The sequence below is a fragment of the Treponema sp. UBA7567 genome (assembly GCF_002476655.1).
Classification (GTDB): Bacteria; Spirochaetota; Spirochaetia; order Treponematales; family Treponemataceae; genus Treponema_D.
In genome coordinates this window covers 58,591-60,973 of the sequence record NZ_DLLH01000056.1, presented here as the reverse complement: position 1 = coordinate 60,973, position 2,383 = coordinate 58,591, and the positions used below count along the sequence as shown (strand labels likewise).

Sequence of the window (2,383 nt, the reverse complement as noted above, 5' to 3'; positions counted from 1 at the left end):
AACGCTAAAGCGTTAGGGATTGTAGGGGCGGCGAAGCCGTTCCGGAGCGTAGCGTAGGAATGAAGCGGCAGCGCAACCCCGAAAAGCCCGGCCCGAGCGGAGCGCCTGCACGGAGCGAGGGAAACGCCCAAATAAAAAAACGGCGGCTAATAAAAGCCACCGTTTTTTTGTTAAAACTGCTCTATTTTTTTGCGGCGTGGTAAACCGGATCTTTTATTTTTGTTTTTGGTCCGATTTTGTCAAAGCCGCAGAATGGAACAAGCGCAGGCGGAACTGTAATTGAGCCGTCTTCGTTCTGATAGTTTTCCATAATCGCGAGCATTGCCCGTCCTACCGCAATTGCCGTGCCGTTTAGCATGTGGACATATTTATTCTTGCCGTCGTCATCGTGGTATTTTACGTTCAGGCGGCGTGACTGGAAGTCTGTGCAGTTTGAAGTTGATGTAACTTCGCCGTAGTCGCCTTCCGGCTTTTCTTCTGTCGCGCGGCTTGGCATCCACGCTTCGAGATCCCATTTTCTGTAAGCAGGAGCGCCGAGGTCGCCTGTGCATGTGTCAACTACATGGAATGGAATTCCCAGACCTTCAAAAATTTCTTCTTCGATTAAGCGGAGCTTTTCGTGGAGCCTGTTTGAATCTTCTGGCAGACAGTAAACAAACATTTCGACTTTGTCAAACTGGTGGACTCTGTAAAGTCCTTTTGAGAACTGTCCTGCGGCTCCGGCTTCGCGTCTAAAGCAGTGGGAAAGTCCGCAGTAAAAGAGCGGAAGCGCAGATTTGTCTAAGATTTCTCCTGAATGGTAGCCTCCGAGGGTGATTTCTGCTGTCGCAACAAGACATGTTCCTTCGTCTTCGATTGCATAGACGTTTGATTCGTTTCCGCGCGGATTAAAGCCGATTCCTTTTAAAATTTCTTCTTTTGCGACATCTGGAGTAATGAATGTTGTAAAGCCGTGCTTGCGGAGAATGTTGAGAGCGTACATGATGAGAGCTTCTTCAAGAAATACAGCCTCGTTTTTGAGGTAATAGAATTTCGGACCGGAAACTTTTGTTCCGCGTTCAAAATCAATCAAATCGAGCTCTTCGCCAAGCTCTACATGGCTTTTTGGTTTGAATGTAAATTTGCGTGGAACTCCAACTTTCTTTACTTCGAGGTTTTCTGTGTCGAGCTTTCCGATTGGAGTGTCCGGATGGCACATGTTCGGAAGCTGTCTTGCGGCGTCTTCAAGCTTTGCCTCAACTTCTGCAAGCTCTTTTTCTGACTGAGAAACATCTTCCTTGATTTTTTTGCCTTCTTCAATGAATTTCTGGCGTGTCTCTGGATCAAGTTTCTGCTTCATGTTTGCGGCGTTTTCGTTTCTTTTCTGCTGCAATGACTGAAGTTTTGTCGTAAGAGCAGTGCGTTCGTCGTAAAGTTTTACAACGAGATCTGCGTCGGCAACCATATTGCGGTTTTTTATGTTTTCTTTTACTTCTGCAAGATGTTCTTTTACAAATTTCAAATCGAGCATTTGTATTTATCTCCCAATCTCTCTTAAAGTTTTTATTCTTTTATTCTATTCTTTTAACGTTTTTAAGGCAATTGCAGCGCTTTTTTGAATTTTTACTTTATTTCAAAAACGGCATCGACTGTAAAGCTGATTGTTGTTTTTCCGCCGGAAATTGGCGTTGAAACAAAAGAAGATGCGCTGTCTGCCGCTGCTGCTTCTGCTAAATTGGCGCGTTTTGCGTTGACCCTGTAAAATCCAAAATTGTTTGACTGCTCGTTTAACGAAATTACTTTTCCAAGAAAAGCGCCGCTTGTTGTTACGAGAAGATTTGCCGTATCGCGCGCATTTTGAACTGCAAGCGTGCGCGCCTGTTTTACAAAAGCTTCTTTGTCGCTTATTCCATATTGAAAAGACGAAAGCTGGTTTGCGCCGGCTTTTATTGCGGCGTCAATTACATTTCCAGCCATGGTTAAATCTTTTACAAAAATTTTGATTCGGTTTATGGCAACGTAATCTCCGTAAGTTACTTTGCCGTTCAAATAATTTGATTCCTGGTTGATTGTGTAATGTTCTGTGGAAACATCTTCCGGCAAAATTCCTAATGCTAAGACTGATTCATGGACTTTTGTCATTTTTTCTGCGTTTTCTTTTGCCGTATTTCCGACATCTTTTCCTCTTGTAATTACAGAAAGAATAATCGTCGCGTTGTCCGCTTCAACTTCTACAGAGCCTGTTCCGCTTACGCTCACTGTCCTGCGGTTGTTTTCCGTAGTTTTTATTGTGCATGATGTAAAAAAAACTGCGCCAAGCACTGCCAAAACCAATTTTGCATTTAAGATTTTTTTCATTTTATTAATCCTCCAATTTATTTAGCCTTAATTTCGAGTTTTATAA

General features: G+C 43.3%; 2 protein-coding genes. Both read right to left on the bottom strand.

Annotation, left to right across the window (positions count from 1 at the left end; all coding sequences use genetic code 11):
* Nucleotides 1-181: 181 nt before the first annotated feature.
* Nucleotides 182-1,510, bottom strand: coding sequence for a serine--tRNA ligase (serS, locus tag B3Y13_RS07300; RefSeq protein WP_296667178.1), 1,329 nt, complete (start codon nucleotides 1,508-1,510; stop codon nucleotides 182-184).
* Between the two features lie 92 nt (nucleotides 1,511-1,602).
* On the bottom strand, nucleotides 1,603-2,337 hold the full coding sequence (locus B3Y13_RS07295) for an SIMPL domain-containing protein (protein ID WP_296667181.1): 735 nt from the start codon (nucleotides 2,335-2,337) through the stop codon (nucleotides 1,603-1,605).
* Between the last annotated feature and the right edge of the window lie 46 nt (nucleotides 2,338-2,383).

Coding starts and splice junctions, on each gene's coding strand:
- B3Y13_RS07295 (WP_296667181.1), bottom strand. CDS start 2,337: ATGAAAAAAATCTTAAATGCAAAATTGGTTTTGGCAGTGCTTGGCGCA.
- serS (WP_296667178.1), bottom strand. CDS start 1,510: ATGCTCGATTTGAAATTTGTAAAAGAACATCTTGCAGAAGTAAAAGAA.